This window comes from Candidatus Magnetaquicoccus inordinatus (genome assembly GCF_004217665.1).
Classification (GTDB): Bacteria; Pseudomonadota; Magnetococcia; order Magnetococcales; family Magnetaquicoccaceae; genus Magnetaquicoccus; species Magnetaquicoccus inordinatus.
The window spans coordinates 4,380-24,551 of sequence record NZ_RXIU01000029.1; the positions used below are offsets into that span (position 1 = coordinate 4,380).

The window sequence follows — 20,172 nt, forward strand, 5'->3', positions numbered from 1 at the left end:
CTGTGTCGCGACCAGGGAGCGCAATTGCAGCGAGGTCAAGCCATTGAGCTGGGTATCAGCCAGGCTGGTCAATTGCAAAGAGCTGAGATAATCCAGTTGGGCGATAGTTGCTGTGCTCAGGGCAGAGGATTGCAAGCCGTTGAGTATGGCGGTGCTTACACCGTTGAGAATATCATCCGTGTTGGTTGCAGGTGAATTGTTGGCCGCCAGATCAGTCACTGCTGCCAAAGTGCTCGATGAACCGGTATAAGAAGCCATGATATTCTATCCCTTTTGACTGATCTGGTTACACAAAACCGTAAAAATTGTTTACATATGTAGTGAAAACCGACACAACAGCAGCCCGGCAAGAGGCGTGGCTTGTGCACCAACACCCACTCCCCTGGAACTGTTAGCTTTTAAGCATAACAAATATGCCCCTTATTCTCCTACGCAAAAAAGAGCGTAAAGATCAAATTTTTCTCAATAACAGGCACTGGAAACGCTCAAGGAGCGGCGCAACAGAATGGCACATATCCTATGGGCATACCATTAACAAAAACCATACCAATTTTTTATGCAAGCAAAAATTAGCGCATCATAAAGAGAGCCATTGCCTGCGTGCAAGTGTGCAACAAGGCAATGGCCGGGCAGGTTGGCGCGACTTATTCTGCCGGAAAGTGGGCAATTGCCTGTGCACGAGTGTGCGACAAGGCAATTGCCCAGGCAGGTTGGCAGGGCTTATTCTTCCGGGAAAAGAGCTTTGATGGTATCCAGAAACGATTTGGCCTGATAGTGGGTCAATTCCAGTTGCAAAGAACGATTGGCTGGGGCCAGAAAGAGGGATTCTCCCTCTTTCCAGAAGGGAATCTGCCAGTGTCGTTCATCCTGTCGAACCACAATCTGCAGCCAAGGTTCGCCGCGATCTTTGGCTTTGACACCACGCCAGGCATCGCGAGTCAACACCTCTTCTATCCCCTTCCAAACCGGTTTTTCCCACTCCTCACCCTGTTTGCTGGCATTTTGTGACTTGCCACGATGGGAAATTTCCAATTTTTTGATTTGCACACCCTGCTCCAGCGGACGCAAGGCTATCAACTCCATGGCCGGTTTGTTTAACTCCTCAGCCAAATGGGCATCCAAAACCATGGCATCCGGCTCACCAGCCCGCCAAGCCAACAAACGGTTATCCCGTCGTTGCAGACGCACCCGTTCTTGTTGGTCGGAAAAGTGCAGCGTCAGCAACCAATCCTCTGCCACTGCGGTTGTTTCGTCGGCCGGCAAGGCGACAAAACTATTGCCTTGCGCTTGTGTCAGAGTCTCCAACAGATGGTTGACCCGATTTTCCGAAGCCATATCCTGAATGGGAGAGAGCAGCCACCACTGTTTATCTTTCTTGTTTAACTCCAAACGTTCATTGGGACGTTCACGGGTAAATTTTTCAATTCCGGAAGCCATCTGTCTGGCAAACAGATGTTTATCGCGAAATCCATCCTGCTGCTGCATCAGGCCATCGACCAGTTTCGGGGGCACCAACACAACCGGACCATCCACACCAATCTGGATATAGCGTTTTCGACTGGCAGGAGCACTCATCCCCAAACTGATTTGAACAGCTTGTTCTGCCTCATTATAGGCCGTCAGCACCGCCACAGGGCTATCCAGACCAAAAGCGGCTGGATCAGTGACCTTGTCGGTTACCTTTTGCTCATAGCTTTCGCTCAGAATGGCCAATAATTGTTCCACCGCCGCATCACTGGTGCGCACACGCTCTGGCAACTGGATCTGCCAGCGACTGGAAGGCAGAGAGCCTGCTTCTTTGGGCAGTTCGTTGCGCACGATGGTCAAGGCATTGCCCTCTTTGCCTTTTTCCCGCGCCGGTCGCCAAAACTGCACCTTTTTGACGCTGTTGGGCGCAAACTTACCAATCAGACGAGAACTTTTTTCCTCGGCCGTGCGTTGTGTTTCCCTTAGTTCCAGCCACCACAGCAGAGCTGCCCCACTGAGCAATAACAGCAACAGGGCAATTTGTATCCGCCACCCCTTGGCCATGGAAGAGGATTCAGACATGGCAACCTCTTGATGATTACAGGTTTTTACGTTTTCTCCAGATGGTAAAGCCAAGCAACAGTAAAGCAAGCGGCACTGTCAGCACTAAACCACCAAACAGCAACAATCCACCCTCCTGGGAGAGGACCAATCCGGAATCGGTCACCTCTTTGGCCTTGATGGCAATAAAATTTTCATCTTCAGCCAACCAGCGCACCATATTCAAAAAGAGATCGGTATTGCCGGAAAAACCCACATAGGCATCGGCAGCAAAGTTGGAGTTGCCCACCACCACCAAACGCTTTTTCTCCTGCTGCAGAGTCACACCCAACAAAATGGGCCCCCGTTGGTCCACATTGGGGTTAAATTCCAGAGCAGCGGTATCGGCGTTATCGCCACCACGGTTATAACCAACTTTCAACCAGCCCCGTTCGGCACCTGACAGCAGACGCACGGCAGAGGAGGCAGCGGAGGGCATTGCCTTGTCATCCCCTTTACCCTCCTCCAAACGCAATCCCCGCGCCTCTGGAAAGAATGAGGCCGCCTGCAAATTGCGGGTAATCGGATGATCTCCATCATATTGGTTTACCAAAGGGGTGGTGACCCCTCCACCAAACAGACGGGCAACCGGATCGACCACCAAACCTTCCAGCATGGTGATACCCAACTTTTTCATCCACTCTTCCAGACCAGTACGCACCGGTGCACCATGCAAAAAGAGCAGACGACCACCCGCTTCCCACCACTGTTGCAAACGCTCCACCTCGACCGGAAGCAGCGTGCTGCGCGCTCCTGCCAGTACCAGCGCAACGGTACCCTCCGGTATCTTTTCGCTTTCGGCCAGATTGATCGGCAAAACCTGATAGCCTTCCCCTTTCAACAGCGAGACCGCTTTGCTATAGGCAAGGCGTTCCGCACCGCCGCTTAAGCTTTTGCGTTCCGGGATCGGTTCGGCTTTGTCAGAGAAGGAGTGCTCACCATGACCGCTGATAAAACGGATGGTTTTGCTCCCCCCCTTGGAGAGACGAATCAAAGCATTGGTGACCGACTCCTCATTGGATTCGGTCAGCTTTTCCGTTTTATCACCCGCCCGAAAAACAATCGTGCCATACATGGCCACATCGGCTTGCCGTGCTGCGGAGGGATCCAAATCGGGATCGACAAAACGAACCTGCAGTTCAGGATTGGCGGCGCGATATTTTTCCAACAAATTTTGCAAATGTGTTCTTTGCTCGCCCTGTTCCTGGACATAAACTGTGGCGTTGATTCCTTTGTCGAAGGCTTTAATGGCTTTGATGGATTGTTCGGCCAAGGAGTTGCGCTGGGCGGTCGTCCAGTCCCAACGCAGAGGATAGCGATGGCTGGCATAGGCCAGCAACAACACCAGCAAAAAGAGAATCAACCCCAGAGAGGCGCTTTGCAGACGCAAATTGGTACGGGTAACACGATTCATATTCATCACTGTTTCCTTCCCTCAGCCCTGGATCCGTTCCGCAGCCAAGCGTTGCCGGGCAAACAGCAGACCAACGGCAGCCAGCAAGAGAAAATAGACCAAATCGGTACTGCTGATCACCCCGGTCAAAAAGTTTTGGTAATGATTGGTGATAGAGAGATAGCTCAACACACTTCCCAAAGCCGATCCTCCTGCTTCGCCCATCCAGGAGGCAACCCACAGCAGCAGCAACACCCCAAAAGCGCTCAACGCAGCAACAACCGGGTTATCCGTAGCACTGGAGGTTGCCAGACCAACCGCTCCAAAAGCAGCGGAGAGCAAAAACAGGCCAAGCAGTCCCGACACCGTCTGTCCCGGATCGGGCTTGCCGAACAGAAAGAGCAGGAGCGGCGGCAGGGCCAGCAAAAGAACCGTGATGGCTAAAAAATAGAGCAGGCCAAGATATTTGCCGAGAATGATCTCCATCGAAGAGAGCGGAGAAGAGGCAAGTGCAGTCCAGGTACCGCGACGTTTTTCGTCAGCAAACAAACGCATGGTAACCATGGGCATAATCAGCAGCAACAAGACTGCAGCATTGCCCAACATCGGCGAGATGGTCCAATCGGTCAAGGAGAGTTTACCGATCTCGCCATAGGCCTGAAACTGCACCAGTTTGATTTGATAGTTAAAAACTGCTGCCATAAACATGTAGGCAGAGATGGCGAACAATACCGCCAATAGGGTCCACGCCAGAGGCGACAGAAACATGCTGCGCAGTTCCCGACTGGCAATAATCAGGATGGCTCTCATACAGACTCCTCCTGGCTGTTGACGGGGGAGAGGGAATCCTCTTCGCGGGTGGTCAGATGGAGGAAGATCTCTTCCAAAGAGTTGCTGGCCGGCAACAGTTCACGCAAATCCCATCCTTGCGCCACCGATTGTTGCAGCAGTTCTGGAATGGGATCCTGGTCAGCGATGGGTGTAATCATCCATCCTCCTTCCTTGGCACGCACCTGTGCCACCCCAGGAATGTTTTGCAAAACAGCCAGATCGGGAGGACACAACCAACGCATAAAAAATGCCGCTTTGCTGGCAGCCTTCTGTTCCAGCCCCTCCAGGGTATCATCTGCGACGATGCGCCCTTGGTTGATCACAGCGACCCGATTACAGGTCATGCGCACCTCTGGCAGAATATGGGTTGACAGCAGCACCGAATGCTCCCCCCCCAAGTCACGAATCAACTGACGTATTTCGCGGATTTGAATGGGATCCAGCCCCACGGTTGGTTCATCCAGAATTACCACTTCGGGGCTGTGCACGATGGCTTGGGCAATACCGGCGCGTTGTTGATAGCCTTTGGAAAGGTTGCGCAACAGGCGATCGGCCACATGGGTCAAGCCGCAACGATCCATCGCCTGCGCCACGGCAGAGGAGAGATGATCGGCATCAACACGACGCAAAGCAGCCAAATAGTGCAAATATTCACGCACGGTCATCTCGCCATAAATCGGCGGCGATTCAGGCAAAAAGCCAATTTTGGCTCGCGCCTCGACTGGATTGGCAATCATGTCCAGTCCTGCAATGCGCACGCTGCCTTCGCTGGGAGAAAGGATACCAGCCAAAATACGCATGGCTGTGGTTTTTCCGGCGCCATTGGGACCTAAAAATCCCATCACTTCGCCACGCTGCACCTGCAAGCTGATCGCATCCAACGCTTTGGTTGGACCGTAAAAGCGGCTCAGGCCAGTGATTTCAATCATAGTTTCCTGCATGATGAGTTCCTGATTCACATGTATGGATTGGTTCCGACATCAAGCGAAAATATAGGGTTAATAGTGCCATCTCGCAAGAGGAGGCGAATAATTTCCCCCCCTGGAAGCAAGTAATCTACTCAGCAGCATGCTTAAAAAATATGCAGACACTGCTTAAAATACAATCTTCTTGCCTTGTTTTTATGCTTTTACTGAAAATCAAATGCTGGACAAACAGAAAAATATATAATAATTACTACAAGTTAAACCAATAAAATCATCATGGCGTATTTCTTGTAAGCAGGCAGCGAATCTTTGACAGTTTGTCCAGAGTAAATTTTTGCCAGTTTATCGTGAAGTGAAAGGGAGTAGAGGGGAGATGAAGGGAAGCAGATCTGTTTTATGGGCCGCAGCTCTGTTGCTGCCCGCTGTGGCCTGGGGCGCCGACGAGACAGTCAATCCGGCCAATACCGCCTGGATGTTGACCTCCACTGCCTTGGTTCTGTTTATGACCTTGCCAGGGTTGGCACTTTTTTACGGGGGCATCGTTCGCACCAAAAATGTGCTTTCCATCTTCATGCAATGCTTTGCCATCACCTGTCTGGTCTCGGTACTCTGGTTTGGCTTTGTCTACAGCCTGGCCTTTGGTGACGGTGGTGTGCTGCAAGATTGGATTGGCGGCCTGGAAAAAAGCTTTCTTGCTGGCGTCGGCGTCGATACAGTCAGCAATGGCATTCCGGAAACTGTCTTCTCCGCATTCCAGATGACCTTTGCCATCATCACCCCGGCACTGGTGATCGGTGGCTTTGCCGAAAGAATGAAATTTTCGGCTGTGCTGTGGTTTTCGGTCTTATGGTTGATTTTTGTCTATGCTCCGGTCTGTCATTGGGTCTGGGGGGGCGGCTGGCTGTCCAAACTGGGCTTTATGGATTTTGCCGGAGGGGCGGTGGTCCATGTCAATGCCGGTATTGCAGCCCTGGTCGCAGCCGTTGTTTTGGGCAAGCGGCGAGGTTTTCCGCAAACCTTGATGTTGCCGCACAACATGACCATGGTCTTTACCGGTGCGGCCATGTTGTGGGTCGGCTGGTTTGGCTTTAACGCCGGAAGCGCCCTGGCAGCCAATGGTTCGGCTGGAATGGCCCTGCTCTCTACCCATACCGCTGCCGCCGCCGGTTCGCTGGCCTGGATGTCCATGGAGTGGATTCGCCATGGCAAGCCCAGTATTTTGGGTATCGTTACCGGCATGGTGGCCGGTCTGGGCACCGTGACACCTGCTTCTGGATTTATTACCCCAATCGGTGCCATGTTGATTGGCATCGTGGCCGGTGTGGTCTGCTATTTGGCCACACAGTTTGTGAAACGTAAATTGCAAATTGACGATTCACTGGATGTCTCACCGGTGCACGGCGTGGGAGGTGTGATCGGAACCTTGATGACAGCTCTCCTGGCAGCACCATTGATGGGCGGCTTGGGCTACAGCACGCCAACCGCTACCATGGGCGGGCAACTGTGGGTACAATTGCTCGGAGTGTTGGCAACCACCGTATGGAGTGGCGGCCTGACCTATGTGATCTGCAAAGCAATTGACGCCACTATCGGTTTGCGGGTCTCTTCGGAAGAGGAGACCGAAGGATTGGACCTGGTGTTCCACGACGAGAAGGGTTACAATCTATAAATTTGGACGTTTTTCTATTCATCATTAGCAGCAGAAGAGGAATTGGGCATGTCAGACCAGGATGCGATTCGTAAGGCTTTGGCCATGATTGAGGAGCACGATGTCAAGTTTGTTGACTTTCGGTTTACCGATTTTCGTGGCAAATGGCAACATATCACCACTCCAGCTCGTCGCTTGACCGAAGAGGTCTTTGAAAGCGGTTTCGGTTTTGACGGCTCATCAATCGCCGGTTGGTGCGAAATTCACCAATCAGACATGGTTTTCAAACCGGATGCCAGCACGGCAACTTTGGATCCCTTTACCGATGCCACCACCCTGATCCTGATTTGCGATGTGGTCGATCCCTTCACCGGTGAAGGCTACAGCCGCGATCCCCGGGCCGTGGCCAAACGGGCCGGCGCTTATCTGCAATTCAGCGGTGTCGCCGATACCTGCTTTTGCGGACCGGAAGCGGAATTTTTTATCTTCGATTCCGTTCGTTACAAAGTCAGCATCAACAGCGTGTTGTCGGTTATCGATTCGGAAGAGGGAAGCTGGAACACCGATACCGATTATGAAGAGGGCAATACCGGTCATCGCCCAGGCGTCAAAGGCGGCTATTTCCCAGTACCTCCGGTAGACTCCTTCCAGGATCTGCGTTCGGAAATGTCCATGCTGATGGAAGAGATGGGCATCATCATCGAATTTCATCATCATGAGGTGGCGACTGCCGGTCAGTGCGAGATCGACATGCAGTTCTCCGACCTGTTGACCATGGCCGACAATATCCAAAAATATAAATATGTCGTGCACAATGTCGCACACAGCGCCGGTAAAACTGTCACCTTCATGCCCAAACCGATGGGTGGTGACAATGGCTCTGGCATGCACGTGCACATGTCCTTGTGGAAAAATGGCAAGCCCATGTTTGCCGGCAATCGTTATGCCGATCTCTCTGACATGGCCCTGCATTTCATTGGTGGCATCAAAAAGCATGCCCGCTCCTTGAATGCTTTTACCAACTGCACCACCAACTCCTACAAACGTTTGATTCCAGGTTTTGAGGCACCGGTGTTGTTGGCCCACTCCGCCCGCAACCGTTCGGCGAGTATTCGTATTCCCGCCTCCTCCTCGCCCAAGGGCAAACGTTGCGAGATCCGCTTCCCCGATCCCGCCTCCAACCCCTACCTCGCCTTTGCTGCTTTGTTGATGGCCGGTTTGGACGGAATCGAGAACGCTATCGATCCGGGCGCTCCCATGGATAAAAATCTCTATGATCTGCCGCCGGAAGAGCTGCAACTGATCCCCACAGTCTGCGGATCCTTGCGTGAAGCTTTGTCTGCGTTGGATGCCGATCGCGAATATCTGAAAAAGGGTGATGTGTTCAGTGATGATCTGATCGATGCCTGGATCAAATTGAAAATGGAAGAGGTCTATCGCACCGAGCATACCCCGCACCCGGTTGAGTTTGAGATGTATTACAGCGTCTAATGCTGTTTTGCAGACTATACAGCCGTTGCTGTTTGTGCAGTACACACTTGGAGGCGAAAGCCTCCAAGTTTTTTTGTGACTGGGCTGTTTTTGCGACTTGCTTTTTTTGTAACAAAGGTGCAACGGCATTAACAAACCAAATATGGCAGGGCAATCGCATTTAAAAATCAGGAAACTATTATGGAGGTCCAGGCGGAGATTATCTCCTCCTGGTGGGTGCAGGGCAAAGCACTGCTGGTAATGTGCGGCGTTTCACAAAAGCGAATGCTTAAGCATTCGCGCACGCCGCACAGATTTGTGCCCCGAAGGGGCACTCTTTGGGAGGGCGGACGCCCGACATGCACAGTTTCGCTTGTGGCAACAGTGAGGAAATTGGCAAATGCGCTTGCCATGCCAAATAGGGAAGAGTTGCTTTCCAAACCAAGCGGGGAGATGCAGAATTGGGTGGTGCCTCGCATTGACCTAACCACTGATTGCATGGAAGTTTTTGCAAATCTTACTGGCATTAATAAGCGCATGATGAGTGCAGATGAATTTCATGCCAGTGGAGGTGGGAAAATGCACCAGATTGAAGCATTTTGTTGCCGCAACCCAGAGTGTTCTGATTTTGGTGTCCGCGCCAAGGGCAATTTGCGTTGGCATGGGTGGAGCGGGCATTCCAAAAAAATTCGCGGGTTGCATTGCGAAACATGCGGGAAGTATTTTTCTGAGAGGAAAGGAAGTGTACTTGAACACAGTCGCATCCCCGAAGAAAAAGCGATTTCTGTCGTGGAACATCTGAGAGAGGGTGTTGGTGTGCGTCAGACCTCTCGTCTGGTGCATGTCCATCAAAGCACCGTGATTCGCTTGGCAAGATTAAGCGGAAAACACGCACTCTCGATGCACAACGAGATGGTTGCTTTTTCCCCCTCTGACACGGGAAGTGCAATTTGATGAAAAATGGTCTTTTGTGTTTGAAAAAGAGGAACACTGTGATCTAGAAGAGGAGGAACATGGTGACAATTGGGATCACACAGCGATCGACCCTGAGAGTCGTTTGTTGTTGGTAGTTGTCCCTGGGAAACGTACTGCGAAACACTGCTGTCAAGTTGTCGATGAGGTAAAACAACGTACAGGAGGCAGGACGGATTTGCTGCTCACCTCCGATGAGCATGCTCCCTACCAGACGGCAATAGCACAGGCTTATGGAAAAGATATCGCGCAGCCAAAAAAGCCTGGAATTGGCCGTCCACCAAAACCTAAGCGTAAAATACCAAAAGATTTATGTTATGCAACGGTCAGAAAAACCCGCAAGAAGGGGCGGGTTGTGAAGGTCAAGAGGACCGTTGTATTTGGTACTATAGAATTACTGGTCCTGTGGTTGGCACGTTCGATCGTCAGCCTTTTTATCAACACCTCATTTGTCGAGCGACTCAACACCACTGACCGTGGTCAGAATGCCAGAAAAACCCGCAAGAGTTACCGTTTTTCAAAAGATTGGGATACTCACAATGCAATGACTTATTTTGTATCATACAGTAATAATTTCTGCTGGCCAGTACGCACACTCCGCATTCAGGATCACGGGAGATGGCGTGCCAGAACACCATCTATGGCTGCGGGCCTTGCCCCGGCCATGTATGGACTGTTCAGGAGTGGATTTCGTTTCCTGCTCTACCAGTTAGGTCAATATAGGGCACCACCGAAGTCGAACGAATTACGGAAACTTGCAATAACCAACAAATACACAAATCATAAATTTATGTATCACACCTCATTCGCATCAGCAAGGAGTTACATTTCGTTAGCTAAAATTTTTGCTCCACATCAAAAAACAAACAATTTATATACATAATTCTTGAAATACAATTTTTGTTACTGTTGAATATGCCATATGCAAAAATCTGCTATAAATTCATACCAATACAAAAATACTCTTCCCTATCTTGGCCGCCCGTTGCGCACCATTTCGTCGGCCTGGGCAACCTGCTCGGGGCTCATCTGTTTGGTCACCAACGTACAAAATCGCGCTAAATTCTGTTCGCGTTGTGCCGCCCGATTCAACCAAACATAGGCCTGCACCAAATCCTTGGCTACACCTCGTCCCTTGGCATACATCACCCCCAAATTAAACTGCGCCATCACCTCGCCCTGCACCGCCGCACGCAAATAATAGCGTATCGCCTCCTCCTCATCACGCTCGACACCCTCCCCCTTTTCAAACATCACCCCCATGCTAAACTGCGCTGCACTATTGCCCTGCTCTGCCGCCAGACGATACCATTTGACCGCCTCCGCCAAATCCACCTCTGTCCCCACACCCTGTTTGTAAAACAATCCTAATAAATTTTGTGCTCGCGCATCCCCCTGCTCCGCCGCTTTGCGGCTCCAATGCAGAGCGGCTCCCGGATCACGCTGTACACCACGTCCACTGTGAAACATCAAACCCAAATTAAACTGTGCCCGAGGCTCCCCCTGTTCCGCTGCCATGCGAAACCAGTGCAACGCCTCGGCATAGGATTGCCCAACCCCTCTTCCCTCCAAATACATCGCCCCCAACTCAAAGCGCGCCAACGCATTGCCCTGATAGGCCGAACGACTGAACCAGTGAATCGCCTCCAGATCATTGCGCTCCAAATGCTTGCCGCTGTAATAGATGCGCCCCAGATTAAGCTGCGCCATCGGATGCCCCTGATCGGCTGCCATGCGCAACCATTTTAATGCCTGCTCATCATCGCGTAGCACATCCTGCTCCCCCTTGTGGTACAAACGGGCAAGCGTAAATTGTGCCTCCATATCCCCATGCTCAGCCAACTCATGAAGCCGCTGCACCACCCCTTTCTCTTCCGCACTCTTTTGTGGAGCCACCTTTGCCAATACAGGGCTATCGGGAACCATCCCTGTCACCGACTGACCACTGGGATAGGGCTCCGCCTCATGTCCGGCAACCTGCGTTACTGCAGCACGCTTGCGACTCGACGCAGTGCGCCGCGCCATCGCCCGCTCCCGCAAAAACGGGCGATGGCGGCTCCGCTCTCCATGGGCTTCATGAGGATAATGATGCTGCTGATGGTGGCGATGCCGCCACCATAAATAGGCCGCCACTACCACCAATACCACACAAGCGGCTACAATTACTGCGAATAGATTATTGGCCATCATCCCGCCCTCGAACTTCCGCTAGTCTACCCCCTCCAATGGCAATTCCACCGTCACCGTCGGTAACGGCTCCTCCCGATACATCATGGATGCCCCTCCATGTCCGACAAAGGTTGCCCCACTCAAAAAACCATAGGGCAGCAACCCTCCCCGATTGGCCCGACTCCCCAACCAAGCCTGCAGATCATTCAAACGCTTCTGTCGCTTGCCGGAGTCCAAAACCACCCCCTCCTCAGGATTAAAGGTGATCACATCCACCAGCCACTCCGCACGTGCCAAACGCTGAATCCGTACCCCCTTGCCCCGTGGCAACAACGGAAACTCCTGCAACGCACAGATCAACAACATGCGCGGCGTCATCGCTGCCACCATGCTCCCCAACACCGGGCGAATGTGCAGCAATTGATCCTCCTCTTTGAACTGGATCACCTGCTTTCCGGCCCGATGGGTCGATAACAAATCACTGCCTTTGATCCGAAATCCTTGACTCAAACGGGTTGCCACCAAATATTCCCGTTGACTCTCCACCACCATCGCCCACACTACCGGATCCATCCCCTCCATATCAAACAACACCGTCAACGGTTCGCCAAACCCCTTTCCTGCCGGCAGACGATCCGCCAGAATGGAAAAAAGTTTACCAGAGCGGCTGACAAAAGAGATGGTATCGGTGGTATAGGCGCGAATCGTCTGCAGCAGCGTATCATCCCCCTTGAAACGCAACTTGCTGATATCAGGATCTTCATAGCCACGAATCGCCTTCACCCACCCCTTGCTCGACAAAATCACCGTCAACGGTTCGCGCAAAGTCATCTCTTCCGGCTTGAGGACCGGCTCTTGCGGCGGCAAAGTCAGCTCAGTGCGTCGCGGATCGGCAAACTCTTTCCTGGTCTGTTGCAACTCCTCATCAATGGCCTGCCACAATAATTGCTCGTCCGCCAACAAAGCGCGCAAATATTCCGCCCGCGCCTCTTTTTCGGCCATTTCGCGACGGATGTGCATCTCCTCCAAACGGCGCAACGCTCGCAAACGTAAATTTAATACCGCCTCGGCCTGCTCGGCATCCAAGGCAAAACGACTCATCAATACCGGTGCCGGTTCATCATGCTCCTTGATGATGGCCACCACCTCATCAATATTCAAATGCACCAACAGATAGGCCGCCAAAAGATGCAGTCGCCCCTTGATTCCAGCCAACTCATGCTGGCTGCGCCGGCTCCACACCTCATAGCGATGATCCAACCAGGCTCGCAACAACCCTTTCAAGTTTAACACCTGTGGCCGGGTGCTGGCGGTAATCACATTCAGGTTGACCGCAACCCGTACCTCCAAATCGGTATTCTTGAACAGATAGGCCATGATCCGCTCGGGATCGAGTCGGCTCGATTGCGGCTCCAGAACAATACGGATGGCACTATCCGATTCATCGCGCACATCAGCCAAAAAGGGAGATTGCTTGCCCAAAATCAGTTGGGCAATGCGTTCAATCAGACGGGATTTGCTGACTTGATAAGGAATTTCACTAATGATCAGACGCCAAGCGCCGCGTGGCCCCCCTTTTTCATAGGGCACCTCCTCTTTGAACCAGCGACTGCGCAAGCGCAAACTCCCCTTGCCGGTTTGATAAAGCTCCAGACGCTCCTCTTCCGTGGCCATCAACACCCCTCCAGAAGGAAAGTCCGGTCCAGGCAAAACACGCATCAATTCGCCAATCTCCACCTGGGGATTGGCAATCAGCAGACGGCAGGCATCGACAATCTCTCCGACATTGTGCGGCGGAATCGCTGTTGACATCCCTACGGCAATACCGGTCGAACCGTTGGCCAACAAATTGGGAAATCGGGCCGGCAACACCAATGGTTCGCGGGAAGATCCATCATAGGTATCGATAAAATCAACTGTTTCCCGATCCAAATCCTCCAGCAGAGCACTGGCTACTCGCGTCAGGCGCGCCTCGGTATAACGCATGGCGGCAGCACTGTCGCCATCCACATTGCCAAAGTTGCCCTGTCCATCCACCAACGGATAGCGTACTGCAAACTCTTGCGCCAAACGCACCATGGCTTCATAAGAGGCCTGATCACCATGCGGATGGTATTTACCGATGACATCGCCTACCACCCGCGCCGATTTTTTATAGGCCGAACCAGGATCCAGGTGCAATCCGCGCATGGCAAACAAGATGCGCCGATGCACCGGTTTCAACCCATCGCGTACATCCGGCAAAGAACGGCTGATGATGGTGGAGAGCGCATAGGCCAGATAGCGGCTCTCCAACTCCAGACGAATCGGCACATCAGTCAGCATGGCGGCATCTGCCATGTTCATGAGAGATCCTCAAACTCCATATCGTTTTCCACCTCCACTTCCGCACCTCTGCGACCGCTGCCATAGGAGCGCCCGCCCCCTTTACCGCTTTTCATCACCGGCGTGGTGAAGGAGACCGCGTTTCCTGCCGTGCCGCCACTGCGATCCTTGGCGGGCATACCATTGGCTGCACGCAGTTGATCCTCCAGTTCGTAGAGCATGGCATGATTTTCCGACAAATATTTTTTGGCATTTTCCCGCCCCTGGGCAATGCGTTCGCCATTGCGGGCATACCAGGCACCGGATTTTTCCACCAGACGCGACTCGACGGCCAGATCCAAAATCTCGCCGGCTATCGAGATGCCAGTACCATAATCGATGTCAAACTCGGCACTGCGGAACGGTGGAGCCATCTTGTTTTTCACCACTTTGACCTTGGTACGGTTACCTACCACCTCTTCCTTGTCTTTGAGTGATCCTACCCGGCGAATATCCAAACGCACCGAAGCATAAAATTTGAGGGCATTGCCGCCGGTGGTGGTCTCAGGATTGCCAAAAGAGACACCAATTTTCATGCGAATCTGGTTGATAAACAAAACAATGGCATTGGAACGGGAGATGGAGCCGGTCAATTTACGCAAGGCATGTGACATCAAACGGGCCTGCAGCCCCACATGCGAATCACCCATATCTCCTTCAATCTCGGCTTTGGGGGTGAGAGCCGCCACCGAGTCCACCACCACCAGATCCACCGCCCCGGAACGCACCAGCATATCGACAATCTCCAGCGCCTGCTCTCCCGTATCCGGCTGCGAGATCAACAATTGATCGACATCCACCCCTAAATGGCGGGCATAGCTGGGATCCATGGCATGTTCGGCATCAACGAATGCGGCTACTCCACCCAACTTTTGCGCTTCAGCAGCCACATGCAGGGCGAGAGTCGTTTTACCAGATGATTCCGGGCCAAAGATTTCGATCACCCGCCCCCTGGGCAAGCCACCAATCCCCAAAGCCATGTCCAAACCCAATGAACCAGTGGAAACAACCGGTACCGACTGCACCGCATCCGGACTCATCCGCATGATGGAACCTTTTCCGCACTGCCGTTCAATCTGGGCGATGGCCGCATCCAAAGCTTTGGCCTTATTGCTATCCAGTGCCATGAGTTCTCCTTTATTGACAATGAAAGTGTTCACTAATGAGCCAGCCGAACCATTTCAGCAAGCAATTCCACCGATTATCCGGCTTTTCGGTCACAGATTAACAGATTTTTCTCTCCTAAAACAGAGCTCAAAAAGAACCTTTTGCCAATTCGCGAAAAAATGCGTATCTTGTGACGGTTGGTAGTGGAAATGCGATTAAATGGCTGCAACAGGTGGTACCAGGGAATTGCCTCGATGGATTTTGCAAAATTACTGACCGTTATGGTTAACTTTGGAGCTTCTGATCTGCATTTATCGGCAGGGATGAAACCCATGTTCCGCCTTGACGGCAAGATGCGCCTGCTCTCCGATATCCCTCCATTTGAACACAATCAACTGCTTGCGTTTGCCAACAGCCTCATGAATGAGACGCAAAGCAAAAAATGCGCTGCCCTTCAGGAGGTTGATTTTTCTTTTTCCAACCCTGAGTCAGGCCGTTTTCGCGTCCATGTTTTTCATCAACAACGCGGCATCGCGCTGGCTTTCAGGGTTATCCCTAAAGAAATCCCTACTCTGAACCAGATAAAAGCACCGGAAATATTGACTCAGCTTTCGCGCATGGCGCGTGGCTTGGTGTTGCTGACTGGTCCAAGCGGATCGGGCAAATCGACCACCTTGGCTGCCATGATTGAGCTCAGAAACAGAGTGGATTCAGCACATATCCTGACCTTGGAAGATCCCATTGAATTTGTTCATAAAGAGCAAGATGGATTAATCACACAACGGGAGATTGGCCAAAACAGCCTCAGCTTTGCTGCCGCGCTGCGCTCGGCTCTGCGCGCCGATCCCGATGTGATCATGATTGGGGAAATGCGTGATCTGGAGACCATTCGTCTGGCCTTGACGGCGGCAGAAACCGGCCATTTGGTCCTTGCAACTCTGCATACCACCTCTGCCTCTTCGACCATCAATCGCATTATCGATGTCTTCCCGGCAGCAGAAAAAGAGATGATTCGCAGCATGCTCTCTACTTCACTGCAGGCGATTGTCTCCCAACAACTGCTGCCTAAAAGCAACGGTGGTCGTGTTGCCGCCTACGAAATCTTGATGGCCACCCCCGCTATTCGCAATTTGATCCGTGAAAACAAACTTGCCCAGGTGTATTCTGCCATGCAGACTGGGCGTCAAGTGGGTATGCAAACCTTGGAACAATCTTTGCAGGAACTCGTTACCGCCGGCATGATCAGTCGCAAAGTGGCGCATGACCAAGCCAATATCAAGGACTCTTTCGTTTAATCCTGTTGCCATCGGAAAAAGAGATTTCATGAATAAGCTGATGAATATCCATCCACTCAGATTTGCACTCTCCGCCTTGGCTCCGCTCGCGTTGGCGATGGGTTTGACGGTTGCAGCGCTCCCCGCTGCTGCCGGCACACTCTCCTCCGCATTGAACCTGGAGCCGCAACCTGGATCCTCCTTTTTGGAAGTTCCTGCCGCCGCCAATGGTGAAGCCGACTTGATACGGGTTGGTTATATGCTGGCCGATGGTTTGGTGGCTGAATTGCGCAAAAACCATCCTCCATTGGGATATCATCATCCGCTGTTGGTAGCTACTTTTGTCAACCGCAGCAATATGGATCTCAGCTCGGAGATGGGCATGGTGATGGCCGACCATGTCTCCTCGCGCATCACCCAACATGGCTATACCGTTCTGGAACCAAAGTTGCGCAAAGAGTTTTCCATCCGCAAAGAGCATGGAGAGTTCATGTTATCGCGCGATATCGATAAACTGTTCCAGGAAAATCGTGCCTATGCGGCTGTGGTTGGCAGCTATACCGAGTCGCGCAGTCTGCTCGATTTTACGGTAAAGATTGTCGAGATTAAAACCCGTCACGTGCTGGCCTCTGCCGATCTGCGCCTGCCCCTGGGTGAAAATGCCCGTGATTTGTTGATGAGTCTAGGTGGGGGAACCAATATGGAGGTGGTAGATAAATGATGAATCGTACCGCAACAGCTCCTTTGCGCAAGTGGGCTTTGCTGCTTGCTGGCGCCCTCATGTTGACCGGCTGCATGGCCCAACATCCAGACTATCCCTTGGTTTCCCAGCCAGTCGGTGAGCAACGTCATTTGGGCCTGGAGGAGGCCAGTTATTTGGCTGCCGACAGCCTGGTTGCCCAATCACGGGAAAAACTTAAACCCCGGCAGACCATCCTTCCAGCCAGCTTTGTCGATGACAAAAACCTGGAACAATCTTCGGCCATGGGACGCATGCTGGCCCAGCAGGTCTCTTCGCGCCTGACTCAGGCCGGTTTTTCGGTGGTTGAGATCAAGTTGCGCAAGAGTGTGCGTCTGGTTAAAGGGGAGGGAGAGGGGCAATTTCTCCTTTCGCGGGAACTGGAAAAGATTGCCGAGTTCCATAACGCTTCTGCCGTTCTGGTCGGCAGTTATGTCGCCACACCAAGCATGTTGTATGTCAATACCCAATTGGTCATGGTCAAAGGTGGGGTAGTCATTGGCTCACAGGATTATAAAATTCCCCTCACCCGTGAGCTGCGCGCTCTGCTGGAACCCGGTACTTGATTGGTGCCATCACGGCTTTTTCTGCACTCTGTCCCTAGTGGCAGAGTGCAGACTCTCCAACTGCTCCAATAGAGTACCACTCCCCCTGCTCTCCAATCCCTCTATGCAACTGCGCTATTTTTGGTAGCCGTCAAAAACACCAGAAGCGACCGCAGCGACTGCTTGGCTTAACCAATGGCACAAGCAAGATAATATTTTATTCTGCACTCAACCAGTACACGCATCACAAAACAACTCTGAACCAAGCATGCCTGATAGAGTCATAAAAAAGAATATGCAAGAGTTCGGCACTTTTTTGCACGCTTAAGCACTGTATCTCAAGATAAATATGTGCTATAATGCTGCCGTTTCTGTTTTTGGAAGAACAGAATTTCCCCAGGAACCTCCCTATGCAGCGACCCCTCTCTCTCCTCTTTGCTCTCTTGCTGCTGTTGTGGCCCGTTGCCGGCGCGACCCATACCCCTGACATCTCCTCTTCCTCCCCTATCAACTTGAGCGCAACAGAACGGCATTGGCTCACCCAACACCACCATATCCGCCTCGGTGACGACTTTTCCTGGCCCCCCTTTGCCTTCCTCGATGAAAAAAAATTGTTCAGTGGCATCAGCGCCAGCTATATTGAATCCCTCGCTGCATGGTTGGGCATAGAGATCCAACCCGTATTGGGGTTGACCTGGGCCCAGGTATTGGAAAAAGTGCGCATTGGGGAGATCGATCTGCTCCCGGCAGTGGCCCGCTCCGCAGAACGTGAACAGTTTCTTCATTTTACCAAGCCCTATATCTCCTTTCCGGTGGTCATCGCCACCAAAAACAACAATCACTCCATCGCCGGCCTGACCGACCTGGCCGGTCGCAAAGTGGGTGTGGTCAAGGGCTATATCACCCACGAACGACTGAGCAAAGAGTATCCTGACATTCCATTGGTATTGCTCGACTCCTTGGCTTCGGGGCTCCTTGCCCTGGAACGCGGTCATCTGGATGCTGTGGTCGATAATCTGGGGGCTATCACCTATGAAATCCGCAATCGTCGTCTGATCAATATCAAGATTGCCGCCCCCACCCAGTATACTTTTGAACTCTCCATGGCCGTGCGCAAGGATTGGCCGGAATTGGCCATCATCCTGGATAAAGGTCTCCAGGCTTTGAGTACGCGGGATAAAGCCGCCATCGAAAATGCCTGGTTGGCGGTCCAGGTACAATTTGGCCTGGATCTGGTCACTCTTCTGACCTGGGGTCTGCCCCTGGGAGCAACCTTGTTGTTGATAACCGGCTTTGTGCTCTTCTGGAACCGCAAGCTGCAACGAGAGGTGACCGAACGCAAACGCATCGAACAGGAGCTTCTTCAAGCCAAAGAGGCTGCAGAGGCCGCCAATCAAAGTAAAAGCGCCTTCCTCTCCGCCATGAGCCATGAGATCCGCACCCCCATGAATGTGGTGATCGGCATGACTGAACTGCTGCAAGAGAGTCCGCTCAACCCGGAACAACAGCAATTTGTGCAACGTCTGCGCAGCTCAGGAGCCAATCTGCTGGCCTTGATCAATCAAATCCTTGATCTCTCCAAAATTGAAGCGGGACATCTGCGCATTCAGGATGAGCCGTTATTGCTGCAAAAACAACTCCAGGAGTTGACCGATTTGCTGCGGGTTTTGGCCGACAGCAAAGCGCTACAGCTCTCCTGCCGGTGGGATGCAAAACTGCCTGAGTGGCTGCTGCTGGATGGTCCGCGTTTGAACCAGATTCTCTTTAATCTGCTCGGCAACGCCATCAAGTTTACCGAAAAGGGTGAGATCACCTTGACCGCCTCCTGTACCCTCGAGCCCGTGCCACGACTGCATCTCCTGGTAACCGATACCGGTATTGGCATCCCTGCCAATCAGTTGGAACAGATCTTTGCTGCCTTCTCGCAAGCTGATGCCGGAATCAGTCGCCGCTATGGCGGTACTGGCCTGGGACTCACCATATCGCGCAAACTGGTGGAGTTGATGGGTGGCTCGATGCGCGTGGAGAGCAAGCTCGGCGTGGGCAGCAGCTTTCACATCTTTCTGCCCCTGCGCCAGGCTGCACCACCAAGCAGCACCCCTGTCGAAACCCCTGCCACCACCAGCGACAAAACAGTCAGCAGCAGCAAAAAGATCCTGATTGCCGATGACTCAGAAGATAACCAGGTGCTGCTGCAAGCCTATCTGAAACAGACTCCCCATATCCTCTTTTTTGCCAGCAATGGCGAAGAGGCGCTCAATATGGTCAAACAGGCTGATCCCCCTCTCGATTTGCTCTTTATGGATGTGCAGATGCCGATTATGGATGGTTATACGGCCACACGCAGCATTCGCCGCTGGGAAGAGGAGCAGGGACGCCCTCCCCTCCCTATTGTCGCCTTGACCGCCCATGCCTTCGCCGAAGAGAGTCAACACAGCCTGGATGCAGGCTGTACTCTGTTCCTGGCCAAACCCATCGGCAAGAAAAAATTGTTGGAGGTGATCGAAAACGTTGCTTAGGGGCTGAATAGACGCTGTTTTGTAACTATTCACCACCAAAAACCATTGCGGGTCCAGGGAGGGCACCTCCCCATATGCGCTAACATGTTTTCCCCGATACAGCCATTTGTCGCTTACGTTTTCGCGGTGATTCTGCCAGTTGGGTCAG

General features: G+C 52.4%; 16 protein-coding genes. 8 read left to right on the plus strand and 8 right to left on the minus strand.

The annotated features are described in order from the left end of the window. The 5 genes from EJP87_RS17650 to EJP87_RS04150 all read right to left on the minus strand — a co-directional run. Positions 1-258 (minus strand): hypothetical protein (locus tag EJP87_RS17650; protein ID WP_193771128.1); only part of this gene is annotated, 258 nt, incomplete at its 3' end. Between the two features lie 462 nt (positions 259-720). Continuing rightward, entirely contained in the window at positions 721-2,049 is a 1,329-nt protein-coding gene (locus EJP87_RS04135) for a DUF4340 domain-containing protein (protein ID WP_130470598.1), read from the minus strand. Positions 2,050-2,065: 16 nt separating this feature from the next. After that, a complete protein-coding gene (locus EJP87_RS04140; RefSeq protein WP_130470599.1) occupies positions 2,066-3,487 on the minus strand; it encodes a GldG family protein in 1,422 nt (473 codons plus the stop codon). A gap of 15 nt (positions 3,488-3,502) precedes the next feature. After that, the gene (locus EJP87_RS04145) at positions 3,503-4,270 is read right to left on the minus strand and encodes an ABC transporter permease subunit (RefSeq protein WP_130470600.1); all 768 of its coding nucleotides are present in this window, start codon (positions 4,268-4,270) and stop codon (positions 3,503-3,505) included. Further along, positions 4,267-5,232, minus strand: coding sequence for an ABC transporter ATP-binding protein (locus tag EJP87_RS04150; RefSeq protein WP_130470601.1), 966 nt, complete (start codon positions 5,230-5,232; stop codon positions 4,267-4,269). Before EJP87_RS04150 ends, EJP87_RS04145 begins: the two co-directional genes overlap by 4 nt. Positions 5,233-5,590: 358 nt before the next feature. Here EJP87_RS04150 and EJP87_RS04155 point away from each other — a divergent pair, with 358 nt between their 5' ends. The 4 genes from EJP87_RS04155 to EJP87_RS04170 all read left to right on the plus strand — a co-directional run bounded on the left by EJP87_RS04155 (position 5,591) and on the right by EJP87_RS04170 (position 10,190). Further along, positions 5,591-6,886: an ammonium transporter gene (locus tag EJP87_RS04155; RefSeq protein WP_130470602.1), complete on the plus strand. Its 1,296-nt coding sequence runs from the start codon at positions 5,591-5,593 to the stop codon at positions 6,884-6,886. Positions 6,887-6,934: 48 nt separating this feature from the next. Next, positions 6,935-8,356, plus strand: coding sequence for a type I glutamate--ammonia ligase (gene glnA / locus EJP87_RS04160; RefSeq protein ID WP_130470603.1), 1,422 nt, complete (start codon positions 6,935-6,937; stop codon positions 8,354-8,356). 180 nt (positions 8,357-8,536) lie between these two features. After that, on the plus strand, positions 8,537-9,289 hold the full coding sequence (locus EJP87_RS04165; protein ID WP_130470604.1) for an IS1 family transposase: 753 nt from the start codon (positions 8,537-8,539) through the stop codon (positions 9,287-9,289). Next, entirely contained in the window at positions 9,279-10,190 is a 912-nt protein-coding gene (locus EJP87_RS04170; protein ID WP_130470605.1) for a hypothetical protein, read from the plus strand. The genes EJP87_RS04165 and EJP87_RS04170 overlap by 11 nt, the downstream gene beginning before the upstream one ends. Before the next feature lie 86 nt (positions 10,191-10,276). Here the strand turns inward: EJP87_RS04170 and EJP87_RS04175 are convergent, their stop codons facing one another. From EJP87_RS04175 to recA, 3 genes are read right to left on the minus strand one after another with little or no spacing between them, the layout of a single operon-like run. After that, positions 10,277-11,497, minus strand: a complete 1,221-nt coding sequence (locus EJP87_RS04175; RefSeq protein WP_130470606.1) for an SEL1-like repeat protein — start codon at positions 11,495-11,497, stop codon at positions 10,277-10,279. An 18-nt stretch (positions 11,498-11,515) separates the two neighbouring features. Then, positions 11,516-13,822, minus strand: a complete 2,307-nt coding sequence (gene parC / locus EJP87_RS04180; protein WP_227657447.1) for a DNA topoisomerase IV subunit A — start codon at positions 13,820-13,822, stop codon at positions 11,516-11,518. Further along, positions 13,819-14,967 (minus strand): recombinase RecA, encoded by a 1,149-nt coding sequence (gene recA / locus EJP87_RS04185; protein ID WP_130470607.1) that lies wholly within the window; start codon positions 14,965-14,967, stop codon positions 13,819-13,821. Before recA ends, parC begins: the two co-directional genes overlap by 4 nt. A gap of 234 nt (positions 14,968-15,201) precedes the next feature. On the opposite strand from recA, the gene EJP87_RS04190 reads away from it, so the two are divergent. From EJP87_RS04190 to EJP87_RS04205, 4 genes are all read left to right on the plus strand, one after another. Further along, entirely contained in the window at positions 15,202-16,242 is a 1,041-nt protein-coding gene (locus tag EJP87_RS04190; protein WP_130470608.1) for a type IV pilus twitching motility protein PilT, read from the plus strand. A 28-nt stretch (positions 16,243-16,270) separates the two neighbouring features. Beyond that, positions 16,271-16,942: a FlgO family outer membrane protein gene (locus tag EJP87_RS04195; RefSeq protein WP_130470609.1), complete on the plus strand. Its 672-nt coding sequence runs from the start codon at positions 16,271-16,273 to the stop codon at positions 16,940-16,942. Next, on the plus strand, positions 16,939-17,526 hold the full coding sequence (locus tag EJP87_RS04200; RefSeq protein ID WP_130470610.1) for a FlgO family outer membrane protein: 588 nt from the start codon (positions 16,939-16,941) through the stop codon (positions 17,524-17,526). The genes EJP87_RS04195 and EJP87_RS04200 overlap by 4 nt, the downstream gene beginning before the upstream one ends. Before the next feature lie 389 nt (positions 17,527-17,915). Continuing rightward, positions 17,916-20,024: an ATP-binding protein gene (locus tag EJP87_RS04205; RefSeq protein WP_193771129.1), complete on the plus strand. Its 2,109-nt coding sequence runs from the start codon at positions 17,916-17,918 to the stop codon at positions 20,022-20,024. Positions 20,025-20,172 lie beyond the last annotated feature (148 nt).

Bases quoted from the DNA above. Each gene is read 5' to 3' on its own strand.
- EJP87_RS04190 (WP_130470608.1), top strand. From the start codon at position 15,202: ATGGATTTTGCAAAATTACTGACCGTTATGGTTAACTTTGGAGCTTCT.
- glnA (WP_130470603.1), top strand. From the start codon at position 6,935: ATGTCAGACCAGGATGCGATTCGTAAGGCTTTGGCCATGATTGAGGAG.
- EJP87_RS04155 (WP_130470602.1), top strand. From the start codon at position 5,591: ATGAAGGGAAGCAGATCTGTTTTATGGGCCGCAGCTCTGTTGCTGCCC.
- recA (WP_130470607.1), bottom strand. From the start codon at position 14,967: ATGGCACTGGATAGCAATAAGGCCAAAGCTTTGGATGCGGCCATCGCC.
- EJP87_RS04200 (WP_130470610.1), top strand. From the start codon at position 16,939: ATGATGAATCGTACCGCAACAGCTCCTTTGCGCAAGTGGGCTTTGCTG.
- EJP87_RS04165 (WP_130470604.1), top strand. From the start codon at position 8,537: ATGGAGGTCCAGGCGGAGATTATCTCCTCCTGGTGGGTGCAGGGCAAA.
- EJP87_RS04195 (WP_130470609.1), top strand. From the start codon at position 16,271: ATGAATAAGCTGATGAATATCCATCCACTCAGATTTGCACTCTCCGCC.
- EJP87_RS04150 (WP_130470601.1), bottom strand. From the start codon at position 5,232: ATGCAGGAAACTATGATTGAAATCACTGGCCTGAGCCGCTTTTACGGT.
- EJP87_RS04135 (WP_130470598.1), bottom strand. From the start codon at position 2,049: ATGTCTGAATCCTCTTCCATGGCCAAGGGGTGGCGGATACAAATTGCC.
- EJP87_RS04140 (WP_130470599.1), bottom strand. From the start codon at position 3,487: ATGAATATGAATCGTGTTACCCGTACCAATTTGCGTCTGCAAAGCGCC.
- EJP87_RS04205 (WP_193771129.1), top strand. From the start codon at position 17,916: ATGCAGCGACCCCTCTCTCTCCTCTTTGCTCTCTTGCTGCTGTTGTGG.
- parC (WP_227657447.1), bottom strand. From the start codon at position 13,822: ATGAACATGGCAGATGCCGCCATGCTGACTGATGTGCCGATTCGTCTG.
- EJP87_RS04145 (WP_130470600.1), bottom strand. From the start codon at position 4,270: ATGAGAGCCATCCTGATTATTGCCAGTCGGGAACTGCGCAGCATGTTT.
- EJP87_RS04175 (WP_130470606.1), bottom strand. From the start codon at position 11,497: ATGATGGCCAATAATCTATTCGCAGTAATTGTAGCCGCTTGTGTGGTA.